Here is a 22107-nt window from a genome sequence, read left to right on the forward strand (position 1 = left end):
GCGAAGGTAACGCACTTTAATCCCTGAAATGCTGGCAAAGAAACTAACGTCTTTTTTTACGCCCCTGTACTGCTTTAAAGCGCGGATTCGTTTTGCAGATAACGTACAAACGCCCTTTGCGTTTTACTATCTGGCAGTCAGGATGGCGCTGTTTTGCGCTGCGAAGTGAATTGAGTACCTGCATTTTAACCCCGCTTAACGCCAATAAAATGACCAAAACGTTTTTGGAAACGTGCTGCACTACCTTCATTATCAAAGGTTTTTTGTTTCCCGGTATAGTACGGATGTGATTTAGAAGAGATATCGAGGGTCACGTACGGGTACATTTTCCCCTCAAACTCAATTTCACGCTCAGTCTTGATGGTCGAACCGACCTTAAAGAATTCATTGGCACTGGTATCGTGAAACACTACGGTACGGTAAAAAGGATGAATATCCGGTTTCATGGCAACCTCAATTTGATACGTTATAACATAACCATAAAAATACACCACTCTTGCACAAACCACAACCTGATTTACGCTACAGGGAGTCAAACGGGATGATACATGGCCGTAAATATATGATGCCAATCGAATAGCTTTTTGGGGTTTCGGATATACTTTCCCTACGCTGTGTAAATAAGGATATCACTGTGACAACACGACATTTGATAAGCCTGGTGACTGGGGTACTGTTCCTTTCCATCCTCGCGCCTGTAGGTTTAAGCCTGTGGCTGGCACATCGTCAGGTCGAAACGAAATTTATCGATGAGCTCGATATGTTCTCAACGCGAGTCGCATTACGTACGGAACGCGTAGGCGAGCAGGCGAAAAAAGCATTACGCAATATTGAAGCTTTTCAGGGAGTGCCTTGCAGTGACGAGCATTTGCTGGAAATGCGTCGTTTGTCCTATAGCTATCGCTATATTCAGGAAGTGCTGTACCTCAAAGATAACGTTCCACAATGTTCATCCCTGGAAAAAAGAAGTAAGGCCGCCGCGTTTCCATCAGCGATGAAAGTCACGCCTGATGGATATCGCGCATGGCTTACTACGCAAAACGATTTAGGTATCAAGCGTTTTATGGCGGCATTAGGGAGTGAAAATTATGTTGTGATGGTCGATCCGGGTTCTTTCATTGACGTCATCCCGTTTGGCTCATGGCCGATTGAAGTCACTATCATTGGAACCGTGCGCAACATAGTCGTTGCCAGTAGCGCCAACCTGCCATCGGACGTTTTACAGCATGTAAAACAAGAGAGCTCGATTACCCATTTTCAGAAGGATGGCAATATTTTTAACGCTCGCCCCTTCCCGGAACTGGGTATCACGATCGTAACCTGGGCATCTACCCTGCCGTTACAAAAAACCTGGCACCGACAGGCGCTGATCTGGCTTCCGGCAGGCATTCTTATCGGATTGCTCACCGCCGCCTTTGTTTTGCGCATTTTGCGCCGCTTACAGTCGCCCCATCACCAATTACAGGACGCTATCCAGCATCGGGATATCAAGGTCTACTACCAACCGATTATCTCGCTCAAAACGGGAAAAGTCGTCGGGGCTGAAGCACTGGCTCGCTGGCAACAGGCTGACGGAAGCTATCTGTCGCCAGAAATTTTCGTCGCGCTGGCGCAAGAGACCGGGCTGACAGAGCCTCTCACACGATTGATTATTGAAAGCGTATTTGAAGATTTAGGTAAATGGCTGCGTCAGCATCCAGACCAGCATATATCCATCAATCTTGAGTCAGCCGATCTGGCCTCCGAAACGCTTCCTGCTCTGTTAAGTCAGAAAGTGAACCACTGGCAACTTAAGCCTACGCAAATCGCGCTGGAACTAACCGAACGCGAGTTTGCCGACCCGAAAAACAGCGCGCCGTTTATTGCTAAATACCGTCAGGCAGGCCACTCGATCTATATTGATGATTTTGGCACCGGCTATTCCAGCCTGAGCTATTTACAGGATCTGGATGTCGACATCCTGAAGATAGACAAATCGTTCGTTGATGCACTGGAGTACAACAACGTGACGCCACATATTATCGAGATAGCGAAAACGTTGAAGCTGGAGATGGTGGCGGAAGGTATCGAAACCGAGAATCAGGAAGCCTGGCTACGCCAGCATGGCGTGCAGTACGGTCAGGGCTGGCTTTACAGCAAAGCGCTGCCGAAGGCGGAATTTATTCTGTGGGCAGAAAAACGGCTTTAACATTGCTGTTGATGTTGAGATGGCTGGCGGCACGCCGCACAGCCAGTCACATCACTCTTCCATAATGGGCGCAAATCCACCGTAGATCATTCGCTTGCCATCAAATGGCATAGATTCACCGAACTCCTTCATACGGGGATCGGACATCATCTTCTGATTCGCCGCATCGCGGACCTCTTTGGAAGGGTATTCAATCCAGCTGAATACCACTTCTTCATGCTCCTGTGCTTTCACAGCCATGCGAAAATCGGTCAGTTTGCCGTCGGGGACATCATCTGCCCAGCACTCCACTACGCGCAATGCACCGAACTCCTTGAAAAGCGGAGCTGCTTTTGCCGCCATCGCAATGTACGCCTCCTTGTTTTCAGCGGGTACGGCAACCACAAAGCCATCAACATACTTCATGAGAAAAACCTCCGAAGTGTACTGCGCGGCAAGCCGATTCCGGCCGCGTCAGTCGAGGTTAAGTTTAGTCGCCAGTAGGCGATCGCGCCCCAGGTGCATTCCTGATACGCGTACGTGACTGCGGCTGATGCCGAAACCACGGCAGGCAAAGCTGAATCAACGGTCCGATAGCCAAGGCATACAGCACCGTACCAACCCCCACGGTTCCCCCCAGCAGCCAACCGATAAGCAGCACCGACACTTCGATTGCGGTTCGAATTCGTCGTACTGGCCAGCCGGTACGCGCGTGGATACCGGTCATCAGACCATCACGCGGACCGGCGCCAAAACCTGCGCCAATGTACAGGCTGGTTGCTAACGCATTCAATATTACCGCTGACACCAGCAGCCCGCTGCGCGCCAGCAGAGATTCAAATCCAGGAATCACCAGCAGCGCGGCATCTGCCGCCAGCCCGATCATAATCACGTTGCTCAGCGTGCCAAAGCCTGGTTGCTGGCGCAGCGGTATCCACGCCAGCAGCACCAACACGCCCACGGCAATAATCACCACGCCGATGTTCATTGACAATAAATTGGCTACACCCAGGTGAAACACGTTCCACGGATCGGCCCCTAAATCGGCACGGACAAACATCGCCGTCGACACACCGTACAGCGTCAGCCCGATAAACAGCTGAAGTAAACGACGCAGCATGCTTTTCCCCTCTCACTCTCGGATAACTTTCATCTTCACCGCAATTGGCACTATGATTAATGTCCAGTTTTCAAAAAGTGGACTGCTATGTCATCTCGCCGTTATGGAAGTCAGTCTTTGCAACGCCTGCTCGGACACTGGCAGGAAAGCCCCTCGCGAACGCCCATCTGGCGACAGCTGGCAGAAGCGTTACGTCTGCTTATTCTCGATGGTCGGCTGGCGCTGGATAGCCGCTTACCGGGTGAACGCGAGCTCGCCGTCGTCCTGCAAGTAAGTCGAACTACCGTCGCCAGCGCTATGGCGCAACTGCGTGAAGAGGGATATCTGGAAAGCCGTCATGGTAGCGGCTCACGGGTGATCCTGCCGGAACATATTCGCCATGTGCCAACCCGGACCAGCACCGGCACAGCGCTTGATTTGTCCACGGCGGCGCTAAGTGCCGGTCCCGAAATTCATCAGGCTTACCAGCAGGCGCTGTTTGCTATGCCACAGCATTTGCTGAGCTCCGGGTATTTGCCGCAGGGGCTGTCGGTATTGCGTGAGTCCATCGCTCAGCATTATTGCGATCGCGGGCTCCCGACGCAGCCCGATGAAATCATGGTCGTGAATGGTGCAGTCAGCGGCCTGGCGCTGATCCTGCGTTTGCTCACCGGCCCCGGCGATCGCGTAGTGGTCGATCACCCCACTTATCCCCTGGCGATTGCCGCGATTCAAGGCGCATCCTGTCGCCCCGTCGGCGTGTCGCTACCCGAGCACGGTTGGGATACCGCGGGTCTGGTCGCCACCATCGCGCAAACCGCACCGAGAATGGCCTACCTGATGCCGGACTTTCACAATCCGACCGGGCGTTGCATGGACGCTGCAACTCGCCAGGTCGTGGCGGATATTGCCGAACGAACCCGCACTACCCTGGTGGTCGATGAGACGATGGTGAACCTGTGGTATGACGCCCCGCCGCCACCGCCGCTTGCCGCATTCAATCGCGACGCGCCGATCATTCTATTGGGTTCAGCCGGGAAAAGCTTTTGGGGGGGATTACGTCTGGGCTGGATCCGGGCGTCGGCGCGAACCATTGCGGCGCTGGTACAAACCCGCGACACCTTCGATTTAGGCTCCCCGGTGCTTGAACAACTTGCCACCAGCTGGCTGCTGGATAACGCCGCCGACTTTCTTCCTGACAGAAGACGGCTACTCACATCGCAGCGCGATCTGTGCTCGAGTCTGATGAACGCACATTTCCCGGAGTGGCAGTTTACCCAGCCACAGGGAGGACTCTCTTTTTGGGTTGAACTGCCCGATACGCTGGCAACGCTATTCGCTACGCGCGCCGAAAGCGTAGGCATTCAATTAGGAACCGGTACGCGGTTTGGGCTTGATGGCGCATTCGATCGTTTTTTGCGTATGCCTTTCACGTTGCCGGATGACACAGCGCGTGCCGCCTTCAGGGTGTTACAACCCATTTGGGATAACCTGCGTTTGCAGGCCAGCAGCGGGAAAGTACGCAAAATAATCTAAGCGACGAGTCAAAGGACTCGCCCTTATAAGCCGGGATGGATGAAAGAGTCCTGGTGATATTACCGCTGAGGGGGAACCGGAAAACCCTTCAGTGAAATCACGAAATTTTCACCGTCTTTCTTAATTTTTGCCCCAGCATCACACCAGTCGGAGGCAATACGGAAGAACTCGTCGCTGCCGACATTCCAGCTCAGGCGGACATGTTTCACATAACCGGAGCGTAGTAAATCACAAGCTTCGCCGTAATTACTGGCGGTTGAGAGCGGTTGTTGTTTCATTTTTTCTTCTTCAGTAGTCTGCGCAATGCTTTGATTTCTTTAGGAGTCAGTGCTTCAACTACGGACTCTTCCGTATGCTGGCTATCGATATCCTCAGCGGAGACTCCTGCCTCTTCAACGGCGGTAAACGCAATCAGCAGCAGTTTTTCCGTCGCAACACTTAAATTTTCGTTATGCACTTCAGCGTAATGGCGAAGCTTTTCTTTTAGCGCCTCATCAATTTTGACATTCAATACAGCGGTCGACATCGTAGAAAATCCTTGTGGTCAGCCAAAACACACCGGATGTAAGACCCTGTCGTTACAGCGCGATGGCGGCGGCAAAAGCAACAAATAACATCCCCGAAACACATTGACAGCATTTGATGACAATAAAATGACAATACGATGACAAAGAAAAGAAGATAAGAAGAAGGGAAATTGCCGGACGGCAGAATTGGGTGGGGGCCCTGCCAGCTACATCCCGGCACACACGTCATCTGCCTTGGCTGCTTCCTTCCGGACCTGACCTGGTAAACAGAGTAGTGTTGCGGGAGAACCAACAGAGCCCCCATTGAGAGCGTTGTTAACCAACGCGCAGGCGCATTATCACTGCTGCACCCTGTAATTGCAACCCATCCAGCATCGGATGCTGTTTTCTTGTGCAATGCGGCTTCACTCCCTCGCCATTCGGCATTATGCTGGAGGATTAGCGCAGGAATAAATAATGGATATACAAGACACTTTCCCCCAACGCGTCTGGCAAATCGTCGCGTCAATCCCCGAAGGTTTCGTCACCACGTATGGCGATGTTGCCAGGCTTGCCGGTTCGCCGCGCGCTGCGCGCCAGGTCGGCGGCGTGCTTAAGCGTCTCCCCGAAGGCAGCACTTTGCCCTGGCATCGGGTGGTTAATCGTCATGGTGCCATTTCGCTGACCGGCCCCGACTTACAACGGCAGCGTCAGGCGTTGCTGGCAGAAGGAATAGTGGTTTCAGGAAGCGGGCAGATAGATTTACAGCGCTATCGCTGGGTGTACTAACCCTCTCCAGACGGAGAGGGTTACGACTGCCTTAGTACTGCGTGGGAGCAGGAACGGCAGAAGAGGGATTTACCTGGGTTGGTGACGTTGACGGCACCGTGGTGGCTGCCCCACCGCTTGCCTGAACCGGTACTGCTGTTTGCTGTACAGGGACCAGCGTCAGGTCAGCTTTCGTACCACCCTGATTAATGACCGTCTGAACGGTATCAGTAATAAAGACCAGTTTGTCATTAACCGTAATTGCCGCACTCAGCAGAATACGGGCGTTAGGCTGAATATCTGCCGGGTTAAATGGTAATACAAAGCTGAATGGGGCCTGCTTACCTTCAGTACGGACCGCTTTTTGCGACAGCACTTTTGACGGTGCATCGGCCAGCGACGCATCTGACAGCGTGACGGTCAGCACCGCATCGGGTGGCAAGGCCACTTTCTGGCGGATCCATACCGTACCAGAAACATTTGGCTGTTGAATTTTAGACTGTGTGTCAGCAATTGACGTATTAGGGCTTGGCGCAGGTGTCTGAATATCTGCACTTTTATCAGCACAGGCCGCCAGAGCGACCGCAACCGCTAAACCACTTACCATGTGCACGAGTTTCATTAAATTCTCCTTATCATCTATGCACCAGCGAGAACTTTCCTCGCCAGAAGAGTGGTTAACAAAAACATAACGTGACTAAGTGTGGCACAAGACAGCTGTTTTTGCCTGTAATAGGCCTTTAATTCAGACAATTGCACCCATCGGACCACTTTCAAAATTGCGTTATACTCTGCCTACCTCACTGCGAGATCGATATAACCTGGAGAGCACGTATGAGTCTGGCGCTGAAAAATTTGCTGACATTGTTAAATCTGGAAAAAATTGAAGAAGGACTCTTTCGGGGCCAAAGTGAAGACTTAGGGTTACGTCAGGTTTTTGGGGGACAGGTTGTCGGTCAGGCGCTGTATGCCGCCAAAGAAACCGTACCGGAAGAGCGTCTGGTGCACTCCTTCCACAGCTACTTTTTACGCCCCGGCGATAGCCAAAAACCCATCATCTATGATGTAGAAGTCTTGCGTGATGGTAACAGCTTCAGCGCGCGCCGCGTTGCCGCAATTCAGAATGGTAAACCCATTTTTTACATGACCGCCTCTTTCCAGGCACCGGAAGACGGATTTGAGCATCAGAAAACCATGCCGGATGCGCCGGGTCCCGATGAGCTGAAATCAGAAACAGAAATTGCCCGGTCAGTGGCGCATTTGCTGCCGCCGCTGTTGAAAGAAAAATTTATCAACGATCGTCCGTTGGAAGTGCGCCCGGTTGAATTTCATAACCCCTTAAAAGGTCACGTCGCACCTCCGGCGCGCCAGGTATGGATCCGTGCAAACGGCGAGCTGCAGGACGATCTGCGCGTCCATCAATATCTGCTGGGTTATGCCTCAGACCTGAACTTCCTGCCTGTAGCGCTGCAACCGTACGGGATTGGTTTTCTGGAAAAAGGGATTCAGATCGCCACCATTGACCATTCAATGTGGTTCCACCGTCCGTTCAATATTAATGAGTGGCTGTTGTATAACGTCGAGAGTACTTCTGCCTCCGGTGCCAGAGGTTTTGTACGCGGGGAGTTTTATACGCAGGACGGCGTGCTGGTAGCCTCAACCGTGCAGGAAGGGGTAATGCGTAATCGCAATTGAGAATTACCGGATGGTGGCGCAAAAGCGTTACCATCCGGCAGATTGAAACATCAAGCGTTGTAAGCGTTCTCGCCGTGACTGTTCACATCCAGACCTTCGCGTTCCTGCTCTTCCGGTACGCGCAGACCCACCGTCATATCCGCCAGCTTATAGCCAATGAAGGCCACCACGCCGGACCAGACAATGGTTATCGCCACGCTTTCCAGTTGCACCAGCAGTTGATGCCCCATGGTCACGCCCTCAGCAAAGCCCACGCCGCCCAGTGAGCTGGCAGCGAAAACCCCGGTCAGGATGCAGCCAACAATACCGCACACGCCGTGCACGCCAAACACGTCACACGGATCGTCCACGCGCAGAAAACGCTTCAGCATAGTCACACCCCACAGGCCAGCCAGCCCCGCAACGACACCGATAATCAGCGCCCCGCCGACACCGATGTAGCCACATGCAGGTGTTACGCCCACCAGACCCGCAATAGCACCGGAACAGGCGCCCAGCAGAGACGGTTTGCCACGCAGCGCCCATTCACCGAAGATCCATCCGAGGATGGCGGCAGCGGTGGCGACCACGGTATTGACGAAGGCCAGTGCAGCAATTTCATTCGCCGTTCCCGCTGAACCGGCGTTAAAGCCAAACCAACCAATGTAGAGAATAGCGGTACCGGTGAAGACCATCGGTAGATTATGCGGTTTAAAGGCTTCTTTGCCAAAACCGACGCGTTTGCCAATCAGATACGCGCCAACCAGACCGGCAATCGCTGCGTTGATGTGCACGACCGTCCCGCCCGCAAAATCCAGTGCGCCGTGAGAAGCCAGCAATCCGCCGCCCCAAACCATATGTGCAATGGGGATGTACGACAGCGTTAACCACACTACCACAAAAATCAGCACCGCAGAGAAACGAATACGCTCAGCCAGCGCCCCGACAATCAGCCCAACGGTGATGCAGGCAAAAGATCCCTGAAAAGCAACGTGAATGTACTGGTAGAAGCTCCCCGTGACCGCCGTCAGCGCGATGTTCTTCAGCAATACCCAGTTGAAGTTGCCGAAGAAATTATTCCCTTCGCCAAAGGCCAGTGAGTAGCCATAAACCACCCATAGAATACAAACCAGAGCGAATGTCACCGTCACCTGAGTCAGCATCGACAGCACGTTCTTACCGCGAATCAAACCGCCGTAGAACAACGCAATGCCAGGGATAGTCATAAACAGCACCAGCGCGGTACAAATCATCATAAAAGCGTTATCTGCTTTATCCGCAACCGCCGGTGCCGCCATCGCCAGTCCCGGCAGTAGCGCCAGTGAAGCAATACCCGTTTTCATCGTTGCTATCTTCATTTTTTGGTTTCCTATCACTGTGTGCCAGAAGTTACAGTGCGGCTTCGTCGGCTTCGCCGGTACGAATACGAATCACACGTTGCAGCTCGGCGACGAAGATTTTGCCGTCGCCAATTTTTCCGGTGTATGCCGCCTTACTGATGACATCAATCACGCCATCCAGTTGGTCGTCGGCAATCGCCACATCAATCTTCACCTTTGGCAGAAAATTGACGCTATATTCAGCCCCACGGTACAGCTCAGCATGACCTTTCTGTCGGCCAAACCCCTTCACTTCGGTGACGGTCAGCCCCTGAATACCAATAGACGACAGTGCTTCACGGACGTCTTCCAGTTTGAACGGTTTGATTACCACGGTAACCAGCTTCATAGATCCCCTCCAGTCAGAATTCAGTAGTGGCTGCAGATACACGAGAGGAATATTGCAAGGGGTGTGCCAGGAATGAAAAACGCGGAATGATTCAGGTTCGCCGGGTACTGCCGGGAGAGAAAAAGAAAAAACGCACTATAACGGTGCATAGTGCGTTACATTTTTGCACCAGATTGTTGATTGCCGGATGGCGGCGTAAACGCCTTACCCGGCCTACGATACCGCGTGGCCGGATAAGCACTGCGCCGTCAGGCGATAACAGAATCCTCTTGTGTGCTGGCGGCTAACTCTTCCCCCGCCAGTTGCAGCTGATACATCTGCCAGTAACGGCCTTGCGCCGCCAGTAATTGCTGGTGCGTACCACGCTCAACCGCCTGACCGCGATGCAGCACCAGAATGGTATCCGCATCGACAATCGTCGATAACCGATGCGCAATCACCACCAGCGTAGTGTGTTCACGGACCGCCGCCAGCGCGTGCTGAATGGCCTGTTCAGTACCGGAATCAATACTGGCCGTGGCTTCATCGAGAATCAGCACCTGCGGCGTTTCAACCAATACCCGCGCCAGCGCCAGCAGCTGTTTCTGCCCAACGGAGAGATTATTGCCCTGCTCGCCCAGCCGGGTATGAATCCCCTCGCTCAAACCCCGAGCCAGTTCTGCCAGTTGCACAGTCTCCAGCGCCTGCCAGACCCGCTCTTCTGAGATATCGCGACCCAGCGTGACGTTTGCCAGGAAGGTATCCGCCATCACCACCGGATCCTGCTGCACCATCGCGATGCCCTGACGTAACGCACCGTGGCTCAGAGAAGACAACGGACGTCCGTCAAGGCGGATTTCCCCCTGCGTCAGCGGGTAATATCCCATCAGCAGGCTGGCCAGCGTGCTTTTGCCGCTGCCTGTGTGTCCGACCAAAGCCACAAAGCTGCGCGAAGGCACGGACAGACTGATGTTTTGCAGCACCAGATTGTCGTCGCGATAGGCAAATGAAACGTTATCCACCTCAATGTCTCCTCTTTTGAGCGGGCGATCGTCTTCACCATAGCGCTGACGAGGCCCGTCCATCAGTTCGAACACTCGCTCACCAGCGACAACCGCCTGCTGCAGCATTGATTGCTGGGTGGTCAGCTCGATCAGCGGTTCGTTCAAACGGCCGAGGTAGCTGATGAACGCGTACAGCACGCCAACCTCGATGGAGGTGCCAGAGGTAAAACTGAACAGCATCAGCAAACCGCAGAGGATCAGCGCCGAGAACAGGCTCAGCAGTGGACGCAGCAAAAAACCATCCAGTCGCAGGGTTTGCATACGCGCCATATAGTGCGAGCGGCTTGCCTCGCCCATTCTCTCGCCAAATCTTGCCTGCTGGCGGAACTGCTGGATAACGCTCATGCCGTTGATGACTTCGTTAAAGCCATCGTTAATATCCGCCAGATAAGCGCGCACCCGACGCACAATCGGGGTGCTGTAGCGTTGGTAAATCACCATCACCACCAGCACGGCCGGGAAAATGGCCATTGCCACCAGCGCCATGCGCCATTCCAGGCTGAACATTGCCACTAACATCGCGCCGATTAAGGCCGCGCTGCGCAGGACCGTTGCGACCACCGTCACGTACAGGTCGCGAATAACTTCAGTATCATTGGTCACGCGGGAGATAAGCTGCCCGACGGGCTGAGTATCAAAAGCGCTGAGCGGCTGGCGCAGCGCAGCGTCCATTACGTCGGTGCGTAACTGTTGTACTACGCCAACCGCCGCCTGGTTAAACAGCAATGACTGCGCGTAATGCAGACCTGCCGCCAGCAGTTGCAGACCGACATAGGCCGCAACCAGCCCGGCAACCATCGCCAATGGCAGAATGTTCTTCGCCACCATGTTATCGATAAAATAGCTAATCAGCAGCGGACCGCTGACTTCCGCCGCCGCAGCCACCCATAGCATGACTACCGCAATCGCCAGCTGTTTTCGCCATGGGGAACCATACGCCAGCAGTCTTTTCAGAGTTGGCCATAATTGCCCGAAACTACGCATTAGCCGCCTCCTCGTTTATCTCTGGTGCATCAGACAGCGCCGCTTCAAGTTGCTGATAGCGGTACATGTCGCGATACCAACCGGGCTGTTGCACTAAAGATTCATGCTCACCGCGCTGAGCAATATGCCCATGCTGCATCACGATAATCTCGCTGGCTTCCGTCAGAGCCGATAAACGGTGTGCGCTGATAATCACGGTTCTGCCTTCGCCCCACTGGCGCAGGTTATGTAGGATCTGATGTTCGGTACGACCATCCACCGCCGACAGCGCATCATCCAGAATCAGAATTTCAGCGTTCAGCAGTAACGCTCGAGCGATAGAAATACGCTGTTTTTGCCCGCCAGACAGCATCACCCCGCGTTCGCCCACTTCGGTGTCGTAGCCCTGAGGAAGACGTAAAATATCCTCATGAACGCTGGCAAGGCGCGCCACATGCTCGATCTCTTCCTGCGTGGCCTGCGGGCGTCCTAAGGCGATGTTATTACCGACGGTATCGGAAAACAGGAATGGCGTCTGGCTGACAACCGCCAGTCGGCTGCGCCAGCTATCCAGCTGTAAGCGCGTTAATGGGATATCATGAAAGCGCACATCGCCCTGGGTGATATCAAAATGACGCTGGATCAGCGACAGTACCGTACTTTTTCCCGCACCGGTCGGACCACAGATGCCCAGCATCTGTCCAGGTTTGAGCTGGAAATTCACATTTTCCAGCGCCGGGTGGGTGGTTTGCGGGTAACAAAATTCGCGAATCGCCACCGCCAGCTCCCCGCGTCCTTCCGGCACCGGTTCAGTACCGTCATCCACTACCGGCGCTTCTGCCAGCATGGCGCGAATTCGGCTATACGCGGCGCTGCCGCGTTCGACGATGTTAAACATCCAGGCCAGCGCCAGCATCGGCCAAATCATCAGACCGAGATACATCATAAAGCTGGTGAGCTGCCCGAGCGTCAGCGAGCCGTGAACCACCATCCAGCTTCCCCCGGCAATCGCCAGCAGGTTAGCCATACCAATGGCGATATAAATCGTAGGATCAAAGCGGGCGTCAATGCGCGCCACACTCAGGTTTTTCTTACCGGTATCTTCAGCATCAGCGGCAAATAATGCCGACTGCCGATCCTCCAACCCAAAGGCCTTGATCATACGAATACTGGTCAGGCTTTCCTGAGTACGATCGTTGAGACTGGAAAACGCCGCCTGCGCCAGCTTAAAACGGTGATGGAGTCGATCGCCGTAACGTTTGATCATCAACGCCATCACCGGCATCGGCAGCAGCGCAATGAGCGTCAGTTGCCAACTTATCTGCGTTGACATCACGATCAGCACCGCACACCCCATAACCAGCGAATCTACCAGCGTCAGCACCCCTTCTCCGGCGGCAAATACGACGCGATCGACATCGTTGGTTGCCCGCGCCATCAGATCGCCCGTACGGTGCCGCAGATAAAATTCTGGATGCTGGCGACTCAACTGACGGTAATAATCTTCCCGCAGCTCAACCGCCAGTTGGTAGGATGCGCCAAAGAGCAGCACGCGCCAGACATAACGCAGCAAATAAACCACCACGGCAATCAGGGCAATTGTCCCCACCCACATCAGCAGCCGCTCGGTGGTGAAGCGTTGAGTCGTCACGCCATCCACAATGATCCCGACCACTTTCGGCGGAATAAGCTGAAGGATAGCGATGATGATAAGCAGGGCCACTGCCCCGAGGTAGCGACGCCACTCCCGGCGGAAGTACCAGCTTAATTGAGCAAATAATCGCACGCGTTATGTCCTGACAAGATTTCCGGCAATAAGCGCCGGGAGAATTATTCAATAGGTAGAGCAGTTGTGTATTTAATCTGTTCCATGGCAAAGCTGGAGGTGACGTCAGACAGGCCCGGTACGCTGTTCACCAGGCGCTTATAGAATTCATCATAGCTTTTCATATCAGCAACCTGCACTCGCATCAGGTAGTCATACTCCCCTGCCATACGCCAGAACCCCAGAACCTCGGGCATTCCGGTCACTTCAGTGACAAAGCGGCAATACCATTCGCTGCTGTGATGCTGAGTTTTGATCAGCACAAACGCCGTTAAGCCCAGCCCCAGTTTTTCTGGATCCAACAGGGCGACTCTGCCCAGCAGGATACCGTCATCCTCAAGTCGTTTGAGACGTTTCCAGCAAGGGGTGGTAGTCAGATTAACGGCATCTGCTAATGCCTGCAAAGAAAGGGTGCAGTCCTGTTGCAGTAAGCCGAGTAGCTTGCGGTCAATTTTGTCTAACATATCCACTCCACAGAGAAGAATTTTCTCCTTACATTCTATTTTAAAGGCTAAATGGCAACAATTTTTTCCGTGCTTTTCGCTATTCTGGGCACAAAATGACAAATGGATATCTATTAATGATGAATAGCTCCTGGGTTAAAAACGCCATCAATGAAATCAACGCGGATTATCAGCGTTCTGCGGATACGCATCTCATTCGCCTGTCGCTACCGGCGTTCCCGGGAATTCAGCTCTATTTAAAAGATGAGAGCACGCATCCGACCGGGAGTCTGAAGCATCGTCTGGCGCGCTCACTGTTTCTGTACGGATTGTGCAATGGCTGGATCAAAGAAGGCACCACCATCATTGAATCATCGTCCGGTTCAACGGCGGTCTCTGAGGCTTATTTCGCTCGACTGTTAGGGTTGCCATTTATTGCCGTCATGCCTTCCTGTACGGCAAAACGTAAAGTTGAACAGATTGAATTTTACGGCGGTCGCTGTCATTTCGTGGAAAGCGCCTGCGAAATCTATGCGGCCTCTGAGCAACTGGCGCGTGAGCTGAACGGTCATTACATGGACCAGTTCACTTACGCTGAGCGCGCCACCGACTGGCGCGGCAATAATAATATCGCCGACAGCATCTTTCGTCAGATGCAGTGCGAGCCCAACCCCGTTCCCCGCCATATTGTGATGAGCGCCGGAACCGGTGGCACCTCAGCAACCATTGGCCGCTATATTCGCTGTCAGGGCTACGATACTCAACTGATGGTGGTAGACCCGGAAAACTCGGTCTTTCTGCCCTTCTGGCAGGATCGCGATGCCACGTTACGCAGTCCGGTAGGAAGTAAAATTGAAGGCATTGGCCGCCCGCGTGTCGAACCGTCTTTCATTCCTGACGTGGTCGATGAAATGCTGCGCGTGCCGGATGCCGCAAGCGTGGCCACCGCACACTGGCTGGAAACGCAGTTGGGCCGCAAGGTCGGCGCCTCTACCGGCACAAACATGTGGGGAACGCTACAACTTGCCGCTCGTATGCGCGATGCAGGCGTTATCGGTTCGCTGGTGACACTGTTGTGTGACAGCGGCGAACGCTATCTGGAAACCTACTACAACCCACAGTGGGTCGACGCGCACATCGGTGATTTAACGCCGTGGAAAGCGGAGCTTGCCCAACTACTGAACACCCATTAATGGGATAAAAAAAAGCCAGACGCGAAGTCTGGCTTGCTGGAAGGGCTCTCTCATTCGGGGGAATAAGGTAGATGTGGATTGTCCAGCCAATGCGTCAAAAAGTGTGACACTGCCTGATTACGGCAATGCCCAATCACCGATAAATGAGGCAGTTCAGCAATCAGTTGCGGCATCGCGTTACCCATAATCAGGCCGCGCCCAACGCTGCCTAACATTTCGCGATCGTTCATGGCATCGCCAAACGCCATACACTCGGCCATTGAATAACCTAAATGGTCGCTCAACACCGCCAATGCCGATCCTTTATTACAGCCCAGCGGCAGCACCTCAAGGCAATCAAACGCGGAAAAACAGAGATTCGCCTGTTCACCCAGCGCTTCATTCAGTTGAATGCGCAATTGGATCAGAGAGTCATGATCGCCGCAGAAACAGACTTTCGTAACCTGATGCGCCGGAATACGTTTCACATCGACGATCTGGTAGCGAAATCCGCTATACACATGCGCCTGCAGCAGCGAGGGGATCTCTTGTCCGGTGAACCAGCCATTGTCATTAAAGACATGCATGCTGGCGGTAGTGTCCCACTTCTGATGCAACACAATATCCGCGACATTCGGATCCAGATCCTGACGGTGTAACACATCGCCCTCAAGAGAGTGAATGCGCGTGCCATTACCCGTGATCAAAAAGGCGTCCAGTGAGATCGAGCCTAAAATATGACGCATCTCAAGCACATGGCGACCGGTAGCAAATGTCAGAGTAATATCGCGTTCACGCAGGCGCGACAGCGTTGAAAGCGTTTCGTCACCTAAATGGTGATTCGGCATCAAAAGGGTGCCATCCATATCAAATGCAGCCAGACGAGCCATTTCTTTCTCCACACTGTGACGCGGTTAACTTGTGATCCAGTATCACCTGAGATATACGGAAGTAATAGTGAATAGATAAAATGAATTGTTCCGGGTTTCTCTACGCATAAACCGTTAGCGAACATCCTGAAGGAAAAAGTATCAATGCGTCTGCTTAATCGCCTGAACCAGTACCAACGCCTGTGGCTGCCCTCGAACGGCGAACCGCAGTCGGTGACCGTCGGGGAACTGGCCGAACGCTGTTTTTGTAGCGAACGCCATGTGCGTACCCTGCTAAAGCAAGCGCAGGATGCAGGCTGGCTGGAGTGGCATGCCCAGTCGGGACGCGGGAAACGCGGGCAGCTGCGGTTTTTAGTGACGCCAGATTCACTGCGCAACACCATGATGGAACAGGCGCTGCAAAAGGGCGAGCAGCTTAGCGTACTGGAACTGGCTCAGCTGGCGCCGGGTGAATTAAGAACACTGTTACAACCGTTTATGGGCGGTCAGTGGCAAAACGACACGCCAACCCTGCGTATACCCTATTACCGCCCGCTCGACCCCTTGCACCCCGGGTTTCTCCCCGGTCGCGCGGAGCAACACCTCGCTGGACAAGTTTTCTCTGGCCTGACCCGGTTTGACAGCACTACGCAACGTCCCTGTGGAGACTTAGCCCACCACTGGAATATCTCCGCTGACGGCCTGCGCTGGGATTTCTATATTCGTTCCACCCTGTACTGGCATAACGGCGATGCGGTCAGCAGCACACAGCTATATCAGCAGTTGCTGAAGCTGTTAGAACTCCCCGCGCTGAATAAGCTGTTTATCAGCGTAAAGCGCATTGAGGTGACGCATCCCCAGTGTCTGACCTTTATTCTGCATCGTCCCGACTACTGGCTGGCGCACCGTCTGGCAAGCTACAGCAGTCACCTGGCGCATCCTGAGCACCCGTTTGTGGGTACCGGCCCGTTCCGGCTGACGCTGTTTACTCCTGAGCTGGTGCGTATCGAGAGTCACGATCACTACCATCTGAGTCATCCGCTACTAAAAGCCATTGAATACTGGATAACCCCGCAGCTCTTCTCCCAGGATTTGGGCACCAGTTGTCGCCATCCGGTGCAAATTGCGATTGGTAAACCCGAAGAATTGCCTATGCTAAGCCAGGTAAGCAGCGGGATCAGTCTTGGTTTTTGCTATCTCACGCTCAGAAAAAGTGCGCGCCTGAATACGCAGCAGGCCCGTAGACTAATCAATATCATCCACCGTTCTTCCCTGCTACAAACGCTTGAAGTGGATGAAAATCTGATCACGCCAAGCAATGCTCTGCTGCCTGGATGGACTATCCCGCAATGGGATGAACTCGACGAGGTAGCGCTGCCGGAAAAGCTGACGCTGGCTTATCACCTGCCGGTAGAACTTCACGCTATGGCTGAACAGCTTCGCCAGGCGTTGGCGCTGCTCGGCTGTGAATTAACGCTTATTTTTCATAATGCTAAAAACTGGGATGGCGATCATCCCTTAGCCCAGGCCGACCTGATGATGGGCGACAGGCTGATTGGTGAGGCACCTGAATATACTCTCGAACAGTGGTTGCGCTGCGATCAGCTCTGGTCACATGTATTGAATGCGCCAGCATACACACATTTGCAAACGACCCTGGATGCCCTTCAAATTCAGGCCGATGAGGACGATCGCCACGCGGCTTTACAACAAGTTTTCGCCACGCTAATGCATGACGCTACCCTGACGCCACTGTTCAATTATCAGTATCGCATCAGCGCGCCACCGGGCGTGAACGGCGTACGCCTGAATCCTCGTGGCTGGTTCGAGTTTACCGAAGCCTGGCTGCCACCTCCTTCCGCGTGAAGAAGCTGGTCGACGGCACGCCCAGGCGCTACCATAAGGGCTTCGTTATTTTGTCAGGAAAAGCCATGAAACGTGCCGTTGTTGTATTCAGTGGAGGTCAGGACTCCACGACTTGTCTGGCGCAAGCGCTGCATCAGTATGATGAAGTGCACTGCGTGACCTTTGATTATGGTCAGCGCCATCGCGCTGAGATTGATGTCGCACGTGACCTGGCCTTAAAACTTGGCGCGCGCGCGCACAAAGTGCTTGATGTCACATTGCTCAGTGAACTGGCTGTCAGCAGCCTGACCCGAGATAACATTCCGGTACCCGATTACGAACCGGATGCGAACGGCATTCCCAATACCTTTGTGCCAGGACGCAATATTCTGTTCTTAACGCTGGCAGCAATTTACGCGTACCAGGTGCAGGCAGAGGCGGTCATTACCGGCGTTTGTGAGACCGATTTCTCCGGCTATCCGGACTGTCGCGATGAGTTCGTTAAAGCCCTGAACCATGCTGTAAGCCTGGGGATGGCGAAAGATATTCGCTTTGAAACCCCACTGATGTGGATCGATAAAGCCGAAACCTGGGCACTGGCCGATTATTGGGGCAAGCTGGACCTGGTACGCGAAGAAACGCTGACCTGCTATAACGGCATCAAAGGTGACGGTTGCGGTCACTGTGCGGCGTGTAATCTGCGTGCCAACGGCCTGAACCATTATCTGGCGGATAAATCGGCAGTGATGGCGGCAATGAAGCAGAAAACCGGGTTAAAGTGATTGTATTGCCGGATGGCGCTTTGCTTATCCGGCCTACATGCAGTTGCAGCAACTCTTGTAGGCCGGATAAGACGCTTGAGCGTCGCCTTCCGGCAGTCGCAGCCACTACTGCACCATCTGCTCCAGTTTTTCGCGCAACTCCCCTTCCAGCGGCAACGCTTTTTGCGTTTTCAAATCAATACAGACGAACGTAATCAGCGCGTCTGCCACCACCTGCCCTTCCGGCTCCAGAGTAATGGTCTGATTTAACACACCACTTTTGCCATTTAACTGTTGAACCTGACTGGTGATAGTCAGCAGGTCGCTCAGCACCGCAGGTCGTCGGTAGTTGATATTAATATTCACGACCACAAAAGCGATGTTGTGTGCGGTCATCCACTGAAAGCTGTCGCTGTTTTCCAGACCATCCCAGCGAGCCTCTTCCAGAAACTCCAGATAGCGGGCATTGTTAACGTGCTGATAGACATCAAGATGAAAACCACGAACTTTGATTTGTGTTTGCATAGCGCAGGAGCCTTACGTTGTTTTTATAGGAACAGATTTTTGGGTAAAGAGGTCATAACTGGTATGACCTCTACAGTCTGGCAAACTTTCAGCGCTCTGCAAGTTATTAAAGTGTTAAAACTGCCAGGTTACGCTCAACCAGTGAACTGCCCATGCCCGGCACCTGCTTTAAATCGTCCACCGTTTTAAACGGCCCATACTCCTCACGATAGCTCACAATCGCCTGCGCTTTCTTTAGACCCACGCCATTCATGACACGCGCTAAATCCTCCGCAGAAGCGTTGTTGATGCTTACCCTGGTGCCCTCATCGTCGCTTGCTTTAGCGGGCAGTGTGGCTTTGCTTTGTGCCGCCCCTGGGTTTTCCGCTTTGGTTTGAGTCGCCTGGCTTTTGGCGACAGGCTCAGCCGCCAATGCGGTTTGGGCCATACCAGCGCAGGTCAATGAAAGAGTGATAAGCAGAGCTTTGATTCCATGTTTCATACTGTTTTCTCCTTGTTTGTTAACAGTGGAATCACGATAGCGAGGTGCAGAACGGCAGACAAACGGCAAATATCAGAAATGGAAAAGGCCGCGAAAGCGGCCTTTGGTAGATACAACTTTTTGCAATTTTTTGCGAACTGCCTCGGTTATTGCTGCTGTTCCAGCGCATCCCCGATTTTAATTTTTGCGGCTTTACGCAGGTTGCTCATCAGCGCTTCGAAGACAATCTGCGCGTTGTTCTGAGTGATCCCCTGAACCATCGCTTTCTTCTGCGCTTCAGGCATAGAACCGGCTTTCACCTCGTCCAACGCCAACAGAACAACGTTACCCTGCATGTCGTTCGCGACGCCGTAGCTCGGTTTGTCTTTCGCCGGCAGGCTCAGACCAAAGGCAGCCTGGCTCAGCGGATCCTGACCCGTACGGCTCAGCGTTTTCGCCTCGCCAAAGCTCAGACCCGCCGCTTTCATCGCTTCATCGCCTTTACCGGCTTTCAGATCCGCCAGCAGTTTATCGGCATCAAGCTTCGCCTGCTGCTCTGCTTTATTGTGCTTAACGAGCGCAGTTACCTGCTCTTTCACTTCAGCCAGTGGCTTCACGGCTTCGGCTTTGTGCTCTGCAATACGCAGCACGAACGCACGATCGCCGTCCACGGTGATGATATCGGAGTTACTGCCAGGCGTACCGTTCTCACCAACCAGACCACCATTGAAAATGATGTCAGCGACTGGTTTGAAATTCAGTTCTTCCGGCAGGCTGTCACGGCTAAACCAGCCCGTTTCAACCGCTTTCATACCCGCAGCCTGCTCTGCACCCGCCAGAGATTCGTTATCATTGCTGGCCGCGTCGCTGACTTTCTGCTGCAGCGCATAGTACGCATCCAGCGCTTTTTCCTGCTTCACTTTTGCCGCAATCTCGTCACGGGCTTCGCTCAGCGGTTTAACTTGCGCAGGCTGTACGTCGTCAAGACGCGCAACGAGGAAACCAACGGAAGACTTAATTACGCCAGACAGTTGGCCTTTTTCTTTCAGACCAGCATTTTTCAGCTCATCCGGGGTGGTGGAATCTTCCAGCCATCCCATATCGCCGCCTTTACGGGCAGAGATGATATCGGCAGATTTTTCTTTCGCCAGCGCAGCAAAATCACCGCCTTTGTTCAGCTCGTCCAGTACCGCTTTGGCTTCATCTTCCGTTTTGGTCTGAATGATGCTGTAGCGGTTACGCTGCGGCTGAGTGAACTGATCCTGATGCTGGTCATAGTAAGACTGAATATCAGCATCGCTGGCCGTCTCCTGCATTGCAGCAGCGTCCAGCTTGATGTAGCTCACGCGGAACTGTTCCGGCGTCATAAAGTTGTTTTTATTCTGCTCGTAGTAGCTGGCAACTTCCTGCTCGGTAACAGACTGCTTCGCGGCCAGTGCGTTAACGTCAATCGTCGCCTCGCGCACGATACGCTGCTGTGCGACCAGCGCCGCCAGTTCGTCCGTTTCACCTTTCAGCATGAAGTCCGTACCGGCAACACCGTTAATCAGCTGCTGTGTCGTAAGCTGATTACGTAATGCCTGAGCATACTGGTCTGCAGTCATTCCCATTTGATTCACAATCGCGTTGTAGCGGTTGTTATCAAACTTGCCGTCCACCTGGAACGCAGGCGTGGCGAAAATGGCCTGTTTAACCTGATCGTCGCTGATGTTGAGCTTAAGCTCGCGGGAATACTGATCCAGCAGTGCTTCGTCAACAAGACGATTCAGCACCTGCTGACGCAGCGTTTTCATATAACCTTCGTTCGCGGCCAGCTCGGAGTATTGATCGCCCAGCTGTTGCTGCATGCGGTTACGTTCACTGTTGAACGCATTCTCGAACTGCCCGCGGCTGATCTCCTGGCCATTCACTTTGGCGGCGAAGTTATTGCCCCCGCCAATCAGGTAACCACTCACGCCGGTCAAAATGAACGACACGATAATGATACCGAAAATAATCTTGAGCACGAGACTGTTAGCAGCCGTGCGTAAGCTGTCCATCATGGTGTAACCACACTCCGCTGTAGATGACTATACGCGTTATCCTTTCTGCTGCCCCCGCGTTGATGACAACAACGGCAACAAGGATTTTGAGTATATATGCTTCACGCAGCATAGCGTTTCCTGAACGCTGCGCACAAAGGTCTATTGTGACAAGAAACAGGGGCAATTGTCAGCCCACAACGCGTAGAAAGTACCGGAATTACAAATAAAAAAGGCACATCAGTCGATGCGCCCTTGTACTTCGTCACATCCCCAAAGGGGAAATCACTTAGTTTACCGCGTCTTTCAGTGCTTTACCTGCACGGAAGCCCGGTACTTTAGCCGCGGCGATGGTGATCTCTTTACCTGTTTGCGGGTTGCGACCAGTACGGGCAGCACGCTCTTTAACGGCAAAAGTACCAAAACCTACCAGCGCTACGTCATCACCTTCTTTCAGAGATTCGGTAACAGAAGCAATAATTGCATCTAACGCACGTCCAGCCGCAGCTTTAGAGATATCAGCCCCTGCAGCAATTTTGTCGATCAGTTGAGATTTATTCACTCTTCTCTTCCTCTTTATAATTTATATCGCACCTGAATCCTTCAAAGTGCGACCGCGCAGCAGTTATATCAGGCCTGCCATGCCCTTACAACACCCGTTAATGATGGCAAGCCTAATCCGTTATCTAAATTAGCTATACA

The 22107-nt window shown here is 53.2% G+C and carries 23 protein-coding genes, 1 other RNA gene and 1 pseudogene; 7 read left to right on the forward strand and 18 right to left on the reverse strand.

The annotated features are described in order from the left end of the window. Positions 1-43: 43 nt before the first annotated feature. Positions 44-184 carry a type B 50S ribosomal protein L36 gene (gene ykgO, locus SK38_RS24015; RefSeq protein WP_005125190.1) on the reverse strand — a complete coding sequence of 47 codons (141 nt, stop codon included), beginning with the start codon at positions 182-184 and terminating at the stop codon, positions 44-46. Position 185: 1 nt separating this feature from the next. Continuing rightward, entirely contained in the window at positions 186-446 is a 261-nt protein-coding gene (locus SK38_RS11760) for a type B 50S ribosomal protein L31 (protein ID WP_008783961.1), read from the reverse strand. 188 nt (positions 447-634) lie between these two features. On the opposite strand from SK38_RS11760, the gene SK38_RS11765 reads away from it, so the two are divergent. Beyond that, the gene (locus SK38_RS11765) at positions 635-2188 is read left to right on the forward strand and encodes an EAL domain-containing protein (protein ID WP_048235966.1); all 1554 of its coding nucleotides are present in this window, start codon (positions 635-637) and stop codon (positions 2186-2188) included. A 51-nt stretch (positions 2189-2239) separates the two neighbouring features. Here the strand turns inward: SK38_RS11765 and SK38_RS11770 are convergent, their stop codons facing one another. Together SK38_RS11770 and yczE are read right to left on the reverse strand one after the other, a co-directional pair. After that, positions 2240-2593: a DUF1428 domain-containing protein gene (locus SK38_RS11770; RefSeq protein WP_008783959.1), complete on the reverse strand. Its 354-nt coding sequence runs from the start codon at positions 2591-2593 to the stop codon at positions 2240-2242. 64 nt (positions 2594-2657) lie between these two features. Beyond that, positions 2658-3287 carry a membrane protein YczE gene (yczE, locus tag SK38_RS11775; protein WP_048235967.1) on the reverse strand — a complete coding sequence of 210 codons (630 nt, stop codon included), beginning with the start codon at positions 3285-3287 and terminating at the stop codon, positions 2658-2660. 87 nt (positions 3288-3374) lie between these two features. Here yczE and yczR point away from each other — a divergent pair, with 87 nt between their 5' ends. Beyond that, positions 3375-4802 carry a MocR-like transcription factor YczR gene (yczR, locus tag SK38_RS11780; protein ID WP_048235968.1) on the forward strand — a complete coding sequence of 476 codons (1428 nt, stop codon included), beginning with the start codon at positions 3375-3377 and terminating at the stop codon, positions 4800-4802. A gap of 59 nt (positions 4803-4861) precedes the next feature. Here yczR and SK38_RS11785 read toward each other — a convergent pair whose 3' ends face one another. From SK38_RS11785 to ffs, 3 genes are all read right to left on the reverse strand, one after another. Further along, positions 4862-5080, reverse strand: coding sequence for a hypothetical protein (locus SK38_RS11785; RefSeq protein WP_008783956.1), 219 nt, complete (start codon positions 5078-5080; stop codon positions 4862-4864). Next, entirely contained in the window at positions 5077-5328 is a 252-nt protein-coding gene (locus tag SK38_RS11790; protein ID WP_003831029.1) for a hypothetical protein, read from the reverse strand. Before SK38_RS11790 ends, SK38_RS11785 begins: the two co-directional genes overlap by 4 nt. A 198-nt stretch (positions 5329-5526) precedes the next feature. Beyond that, positions 5527-5623: signal recognition particle sRNA small type (ffs, locus tag SK38_RS24020), an RNA gene on the reverse strand. 84 nt (positions 5624-5707) lie between these two features. Here ffs and SK38_RS11795 point away from each other — a divergent pair. Beyond that, a pseudogene (locus SK38_RS11795) lies at positions 5708-6097 on the forward strand (MGMT family protein). A gap of 31 nt (positions 6098-6128) precedes the next feature. Here SK38_RS11795 and SK38_RS11800 read toward each other — a convergent pair. After that, a complete protein-coding gene (locus SK38_RS11800; RefSeq protein ID WP_003021666.1) occupies positions 6129-6698 on the reverse strand; it encodes a YbaY family lipoprotein in 570 nt (189 codons plus the stop codon). 212 nt (positions 6699-6910) lie between these two features. Here SK38_RS11800 and tesB point away from each other — a divergent pair, with 212 nt between their 5' ends. Further along, on the forward strand, positions 6911-7771 hold the full coding sequence (gene tesB, locus SK38_RS11805) for an acyl-CoA thioesterase II (RefSeq protein WP_003831027.1): 861 nt from the start codon (positions 6911-6913) through the stop codon (positions 7769-7771). 50 nt (positions 7772-7821) lie between these two features. Here tesB and amtB read toward each other — a convergent pair whose 3' ends face one another. The 5 genes from amtB to decR all read right to left on the reverse strand — a co-directional run bounded on the left by amtB (position 7822) and on the right by decR (position 13773). After that, positions 7822-9108, reverse strand: a complete 1287-nt coding sequence (amtB, locus tag SK38_RS11810; RefSeq protein WP_008783954.1) for an ammonium transporter AmtB — start codon at positions 9106-9108, stop codon at positions 7822-7824. Positions 9109-9139: 31 nt separating this feature from the next. Beyond that, on the reverse strand, positions 9140-9478 hold the full coding sequence (gene glnK, locus SK38_RS11815) for a P-II family nitrogen regulator (protein WP_003021657.1): 339 nt from the start codon (positions 9476-9478) through the stop codon (positions 9140-9142). A 248-nt stretch (positions 9479-9726) separates the two neighbouring features. Further along, entirely contained in the window at positions 9727-11505 is a 1779-nt protein-coding gene (locus SK38_RS11820) for a SmdB family multidrug efflux ABC transporter permease/ATP-binding protein (protein ID WP_048235969.1), read from the reverse strand. Then, positions 11498-13270 (reverse strand): SmdA family multidrug ABC transporter permease/ATP-binding protein, encoded by a 1773-nt coding sequence (locus tag SK38_RS11825; protein ID WP_048214788.1) that lies wholly within the window; start codon positions 13268-13270, stop codon positions 11498-11500. Before SK38_RS11825 ends, SK38_RS11820 begins: the two co-directional genes overlap by 8 nt. 44 nt (positions 13271-13314) lie before the next feature. After that, positions 13315-13773 (reverse strand): DNA-binding transcriptional regulator DecR, encoded by a 459-nt coding sequence (gene decR / locus SK38_RS11830; RefSeq protein ID WP_003831023.1) that lies wholly within the window; start codon positions 13771-13773, stop codon positions 13315-13317. 116 nt (positions 13774-13889) lie between these two features. On the opposite strand from decR, the gene SK38_RS11835 reads away from it, so the two are divergent. Continuing rightward, entirely contained in the window at positions 13890-14945 is a 1056-nt protein-coding gene (locus SK38_RS11835) for a PLP-dependent cysteine synthase family protein (RefSeq protein WP_231587314.1), read from the forward strand. 50 nt (positions 14946-14995) lie between these two features. Here SK38_RS11835 and cof read toward each other — a convergent pair whose 3' ends face one another. Further along, a complete protein-coding gene (gene cof / locus SK38_RS11840) occupies positions 14996-15814 on the reverse strand; it encodes an HMP-PP phosphatase (RefSeq protein ID WP_048235970.1) in 819 nt (272 codons plus the stop codon). A gap of 144 nt (positions 15815-15958) precedes the next feature. Here cof and SK38_RS11845 point away from each other — a divergent pair, with 144 nt between their 5' ends. Both SK38_RS11845 and queC read left to right on the forward strand, forming a co-directional pair. Beyond that, positions 15959-17659, forward strand: coding sequence for an SgrR family transcriptional regulator (locus SK38_RS11845; RefSeq protein ID WP_048235971.1), 1701 nt, complete (start codon positions 15959-15961; stop codon positions 17657-17659). A gap of 65 nt (positions 17660-17724) precedes the next feature. Further along, on the forward strand, positions 17725-18420 hold the full coding sequence (queC, locus tag SK38_RS11850) for a 7-cyano-7-deazaguanine synthase QueC (RefSeq protein ID WP_043015404.1): 696 nt from the start codon (positions 17725-17727) through the stop codon (positions 18418-18420). A 105-nt stretch (positions 18421-18525) separates the two neighbouring features. On the opposite strand, the gene fadM is transcribed toward queC, so the two are convergent. The 4 genes from fadM to hupB form a co-directional block, all read right to left on the reverse strand. Next, positions 18526-18924, reverse strand: a complete 399-nt coding sequence (gene fadM, locus SK38_RS11855) for a long-chain acyl-CoA thioesterase FadM (RefSeq protein ID WP_003021636.1) — start codon at positions 18922-18924, stop codon at positions 18526-18528. A gap of 106 nt (positions 18925-19030) precedes the next feature. Next, the gene (locus SK38_RS11860; protein WP_048235972.1) at positions 19031-19405 is read right to left on the reverse strand and encodes a helix-hairpin-helix domain-containing protein; all 375 of its coding nucleotides are present in this window, start codon (positions 19403-19405) and stop codon (positions 19031-19033) included. A gap of 146 nt (positions 19406-19551) precedes the next feature. Then, positions 19552-21426 carry a peptidylprolyl isomerase gene (gene ppiD, locus SK38_RS11865; RefSeq protein WP_003831016.1) on the reverse strand — a complete coding sequence of 625 codons (1875 nt, stop codon included), beginning with the start codon at positions 21424-21426 and terminating at the stop codon, positions 19552-19554. A 268-nt stretch (positions 21427-21694) separates the two neighbouring features. Beyond that, the gene (hupB, locus tag SK38_RS11870; RefSeq protein ID WP_219352570.1) at positions 21695-21985 is read right to left on the reverse strand and encodes a nucleoid-associated protein HU-beta; all 291 of its coding nucleotides are present in this window, start codon (positions 21983-21985) and stop codon (positions 21695-21697) included. Positions 21986-22107 lie beyond the last annotated feature (122 nt).

This window comes from Citrobacter sp. MGH110 (assembly GCF_001037515.1).
In the GTDB taxonomy this organism is placed as follows: domain Bacteria; phylum Pseudomonadota; class Gammaproteobacteria; order Enterobacterales; family Enterobacteriaceae; genus Citrobacter; species Citrobacter portucalensis.

Excerpts from the sequence above, each read along its gene's own strand:
- ykgO (WP_005125190.1), bottom strand. The coding sequence starts at position 184 with ATGCAGGTACTCAATTCACTTCGCAGCGCAAAACAGCGCCATCCTGAC.
- SK38_RS11760 (WP_008783961.1), bottom strand. The coding sequence starts at position 446 with ATGAAACCGGATATTCATCCTTTTTACCGTACCGTAGTGTTTCACGAT.
- SK38_RS11770 (WP_008783959.1), bottom strand. The coding sequence starts at position 2,593 with ATGAAGTATGTTGATGGCTTTGTGGTTGCCGTACCCGCTGAAAACAAG.
- yczE (WP_048235967.1), bottom strand. The coding sequence starts at position 3,287 with ATGCTGCGTCGTTTACTTCAGCTGTTTATCGGGCTGACGCTGTACGGT.
- yczR (WP_048235968.1), top strand. The coding sequence starts at position 3,375 with ATGTCATCTCGCCGTTATGGAAGTCAGTCTTTGCAACGCCTGCTCGGA.
- SK38_RS11785 (WP_008783956.1), bottom strand. The coding sequence starts at position 5,080 with ATGAAACAACAACCGCTCTCAACCGCCAGTAATTACGGCGAAGCTTGT.
- SK38_RS11790 (WP_003831029.1), bottom strand. The coding sequence starts at position 5,328 with ATGTCGACCGCTGTATTGAATGTCAAAATTGATGAGGCGCTAAAAGAA.
- SK38_RS11800 (WP_003021666.1), bottom strand. The coding sequence starts at position 6,698 with ATGAAACTCGTGCACATGGTAAGTGGTTTAGCGGTTGCGGTCGCTCTG.
- tesB (WP_003831027.1), top strand. The coding sequence starts at position 6,911 with ATGAGTCTGGCGCTGAAAAATTTGCTGACATTGTTAAATCTGGAAAAA.
- amtB (WP_008783954.1), bottom strand. The coding sequence starts at position 9,108 with ATGAAGATAGCAACGATGAAAACGGGTATTGCTTCACTGGCGCTACTG.
- glnK (WP_003021657.1), bottom strand. The coding sequence starts at position 9,478 with ATGAAGCTGGTTACCGTGGTAATCAAACCGTTCAAACTGGAAGACGTC.
- SK38_RS11820 (WP_048235969.1), bottom strand. The coding sequence starts at position 11,505 with ATGCGTAGTTTCGGGCAATTATGGCCAACTCTGAAAAGACTGCTGGCG.
- decR (WP_003831023.1), bottom strand. The coding sequence starts at position 13,773 with ATGTTAGACAAAATTGACCGCAAGCTACTCGGCTTACTGCAACAGGAC.
- SK38_RS11835 (WP_231587314.1), top strand. The coding sequence starts at position 13,890 with ATGATGAATAGCTCCTGGGTTAAAAACGCCATCAATGAAATCAACGCG.
- cof (WP_048235970.1), bottom strand. The coding sequence starts at position 15,814 with ATGGCTCGTCTGGCTGCATTTGATATGGATGGCACCCTTTTGATGCCG.
- SK38_RS11845 (WP_048235971.1), top strand. The coding sequence starts at position 15,959 with ATGCGTCTGCTTAATCGCCTGAACCAGTACCAACGCCTGTGGCTGCCC.
- queC (WP_043015404.1), top strand. The coding sequence starts at position 17,725 with ATGAAACGTGCCGTTGTTGTATTCAGTGGAGGTCAGGACTCCACGACT.
- fadM (WP_003021636.1), bottom strand. The coding sequence starts at position 18,924 with ATGCAAACACAAATCAAAGTTCGTGGTTTTCATCTTGATGTCTATCAG.
- SK38_RS11860 (WP_048235972.1), bottom strand. The coding sequence starts at position 19,405 with ATGAAACATGGAATCAAAGCTCTGCTTATCACTCTTTCATTGACCTGC.
- ppiD (WP_003831016.1), bottom strand. The coding sequence starts at position 21,426 with ATGATGGACAGCTTACGCACGGCTGCTAACAGTCTCGTGCTCAAGATT.